General features: G+C 67.8%; 5 protein-coding genes. 1 reads left to right on the forward strand and 4 read right to left on the reverse strand.

Annotated features, from left to right (window positions below):
• Positions 1–201 precede the first annotated feature (201 nt).
• The 4 genes from L286_RS48830 to L286_RS27025 form a co-directional block, all read right to left on the reverse strand.
• On the reverse strand, positions 202–378 hold the full coding sequence (locus tag L286_RS48830) for a hypothetical protein (RefSeq protein ID WP_193746226.1): 177 nt from the start codon (positions 376–378) through the stop codon (positions 202–204).
• Positions 375–548, reverse strand: a complete 174-nt coding sequence (locus L286_RS27015; RefSeq protein WP_233431815.1) for a hypothetical protein — start codon at positions 546–548, stop codon at positions 375–377. The genes L286_RS48830 and L286_RS27015 overlap by 4 nt, the downstream gene beginning before the upstream one ends.
• A 125-nt stretch (positions 549–673) precedes the next feature.
• On the reverse strand, positions 674–1,324 hold the full coding sequence (locus tag L286_RS27020; RefSeq protein ID WP_020819506.1) for a TetR/AcrR family transcriptional regulator: 651 nt from the start codon (positions 1,322–1,324) through the stop codon (positions 674–676).
• Positions 1,321–2,160 carry a LytTR family DNA-binding domain-containing protein gene (locus tag L286_RS27025; protein ID WP_007686444.1) on the reverse strand — a complete coding sequence of 280 codons (840 nt, stop codon included), beginning with the start codon at positions 2,158–2,160 and terminating at the stop codon, positions 1,321–1,323. The genes L286_RS27020 and L286_RS27025 overlap by 4 nt, the downstream gene beginning before the upstream one ends.
• A gap of 143 nt (positions 2,161–2,303) precedes the next feature.
• Here L286_RS27025 and L286_RS27030 point away from each other — a divergent pair, with 143 nt between their 5' ends.
• A complete protein-coding gene (locus L286_RS27030) occupies positions 2,304–3,149 on the forward strand; it encodes a MipA/OmpV family protein (RefSeq protein ID WP_020819507.1) in 846 nt (281 codons plus the stop codon).
• Positions 3,150–3,292 lie beyond the last annotated feature (143 nt).

Here is a 3,292-nt window from a genome sequence, read left to right on the forward strand (position 1 = left end):
CGCCGTTGCCCGGCGCGTCGTCCGCCCGGTTGATGGCCGCGCCGTCGAGGGCGTTCCGGTCGGAAGCCGGCTCGCCCGAACAGGCCGCGGCGAGCAGGCTGCCCGCCACCAGGAACATGCGGATCATCTTTTCCTCCTCCACAAGCATGCACTACCTTATCGCACGACCGGCCTTCGCGAGATGGCGAGCCGCAATGCCGCCTAATCCGCGGGGCGCATCGGTTCCCCCTTCGGCGGCATGGCGCCCTTGGGCGTACGCGATGCGGGGTCGGGCGCCTCGATGCTGGAATGGACCATCAGGCCGACGATGGCGGCAAGGATCAACAGCATCGCCGCCAGCAGCAGGCAAAGGCCGAGCCTTCTTGGCCGCCCCTTCACCGCTTGCCATCGGCGCGCGGGTCCGGCCGTGCCGGCAGCTCGTCCAGCTTGGCCAGCAGATCCTTGAACAGGTCGTCATCCCTGATGGGAAAGTGCCGGCGGAATCCCTGGCCCAGAAGCTCAAGATCCCTCGCGGTCAGCAGGCCAATGGAAACGATCTTGTCCGACACGGCATCCTCCTTGCGGCAGGGAACTGCGGGGGAGCGCGCAAGTGCCAAGGATTCCGCCTCCGACATGAAATCTCTCGCCTGGGGCCACTTCCGACGCGGCGGCCATGACGGAGCGGACGTCCCGGCTATGGAAGCGGCGCGACCGGGGACGCGCGCCCGCCGGCGCTTTGCCGCAAGGCCTGGAGGTGGGCCTCGATCACCTTCGCGGCCAGTTGGTCGAGCGACCGGCCCAGCATCAGCCGGCCGGAAAGATGCAGCATCGTCATTCCGTGCAGGCTCGCCCAGATCCAGTGCGCCTGCTCCAGAACCTCGTCCCGGTCCGCGTCGGGCATCAGTTGCCTGACCAGTCCGGTCAGCAGGGTCCAGGACGCGGCGTCGCTCGACCCCTCCGGCCTAGCGGCCGTTTCCTGCTTGTCGGTTTCGAACAGCAGGCGGAATTCATGTTCCCGGTCGAGCGCGAAGCGCACATAGGCGTCGCAGGCGCGCCGGAACCGATCCTCCGCGCCGGAAATGCCGGCCGTCGCACGGTCGAGACAGGCCGCGAATTGCCGCCACACCTCCTCGCGCACATCGGCGATCAGGGCATGCTTGTCGGGATAGTAGCGATAGGCGGTCATGGCGCTGGCCCCGACCGCCGCCGCAAGGCCGCGCATGGACAGGGTCGACAGGCTGCCGGCCCGGATCATGGCGTGGGCCGCGTTTCGAAAGATCGCCTGGGAGGAGGCGAACGCCTCCCCCCCCTGCCAGCGCGGGTGGCGCCCGTCCCCGGCGGTCATGCCGCGACCGTGCCGTGGGTCGGACCCCAGAGCCTTTTCGCAAGCGCGAGATAGGGTTGCGACACCGGCACGGTCAGGCCGTTGCGCAATTGCAGCCGCGCCGTGCGGCCGAAACGGTCGATCCGGACGACCGCGCTGCGCGACACCCACCAGGACCGATGGACCCGCTGGCCCTCCATGGCCGAGAGGCTGTCGAGCGCGTCGGCGAAGCGCATGAGGATGAGGGCGTTGCCCAGGGTCGTGTGCACGCGGACATAATGATCCTCATTGCCCAGGCATATGACGTCCCGCCCCAGTTCGGGCGGCAACCGTTCGAACAGCAGGCCGTCCGTCGCGGGGGCGTGCCGGGACGCGGCCTCTGCCGGCGGGTTCGGGATCGGCGGCGTCGCCGCTTCGACGGACCGTCCCGCCGGGAAGGGCGCGGAAGACAGTTTTTCCCAGAGGAACAGATAGGCCCCGCCGATGATCCATATCGCCAGGATCAGTTCGAACACTTCGCTGGGAACCGGGGTCCACGTCCCCTCCGACATAGAGGCGGCGGCGGTGACGAAGAACATCGGCACGGAGGTGATCGCCGTTCCCAGCGCCACGCGATGGACCATGGAACCGGCGGCGAGCGGGGGCCAGGCCCGCAGAAGAGGCATCGTCACGGCGGCCAGCCCATATTGGACGAGGAAGATGACGGTCCAATAGCCGACCCGCGCGAACGGTTCGAAATCATGGGAACCGAAGGCGCCGAGCCAGGCGAGCGTGGCCGCGAACAACAGCGCGATTCCCGCCAGCAGGCCGTGCCGCTTCGCCCAATCCTCGACATGCAATTTCGCGAAATCGTGCATCGTGAATGTCCATTTGCCGTGCGTACAGTGTAAATTTACGAAGTAAATTGTGCAAGTGCGAATATCGCTTTGCCCGCAAATCCTTTCCCCCATTAGCCGGGTGGGGCACCGGCGGCATCGTGCCGTCGCCCTGGAGATTGCGCATGAAACGACTTGTCATCCGGCCCCTCCTGGCCCTGTTCACCATCGCCTCCGCCCCCGCGGCCGCGCAGGAGGCGCTCGGCGATACGGCGGAGAGCGGCCGCAAGATGGAGGACGGGCGTGAAGGGAAGGGGCCTTCGGGCTTCATCGCGCTCGGCCCCGGCGCCACGCCCGCCTATGACGGCGCCAAAAGCTATCAGCCCATTCCCTTCGGCATAGCCGACCTGCGCTGGAAGGGGATGGAGTTCGAACTGCGCGGGCTGCGCGCCCGCCTCGACCTGCTGGGCGACAGCCCGGTGCAGTTCGGCCCGGCGATCAACCTGCGGTTCAAGCGCAACAGTTCGAGCGACGGCGACGGACGAGTGAAGCTGCTGGACGATGTGGGACAGGCTGTCGAGCTGGGCGGGTTCGTCGGCTATCGCTTCGGCGGCGATGAAAAGGGGCAGGGGGAGGTCGCCGTCGACCTGACCGTGCTCAAGGACGTCAATGACGGCCATGACGGCCTGGTGGCGACCGCGCAGCTTTCCTACGCGGCCTATCGCGGCGGTCGGGTTTTCGTGAATGTCGACGCGCAGGCCAATTATGGCGACGGCAAATATATGCGCAGCTATTTCGGCGTCACGGCGGAGGAGTCGCTGCGGTCCGGCCTTGCCGCCTATCGGCCCGGCGGCGGCCTTCGCGACGTCGGCGCGGGCGCGACCCTGGGCTATCGGCTCAGTCGGCGGTGGGGGCTGATCGCGCGGGCCGGCGCCAACCGTTATCTTGGAGACGCCGGCGACAGCCCGATCGTCGAGGAGGGATCGAAGGTGCAGGCTATTGCCGGCCTCGCCCTCTCCTTCAGCTTCTGATCCCTGGGATCGCAAGCGCCGCCTTCATTCCTGTCGAAGTGGCCCGATGACCGATCATTCCCCCGCAGGCCTGCCCGCCATGGATGTGCGGGCGGGCCGTCTCATGGCCGTCGCGGCGGCCCTCGCCGCCTTGCTGCTGCCCG

Source organism: Sphingobium sp. HDIP04 (genome assembly GCF_000445085.1).
GTDB classification, from domain to species: Bacteria; Pseudomonadota; Alphaproteobacteria; order Sphingomonadales; family Sphingomonadaceae; genus Sphingobium; species Sphingobium indicum.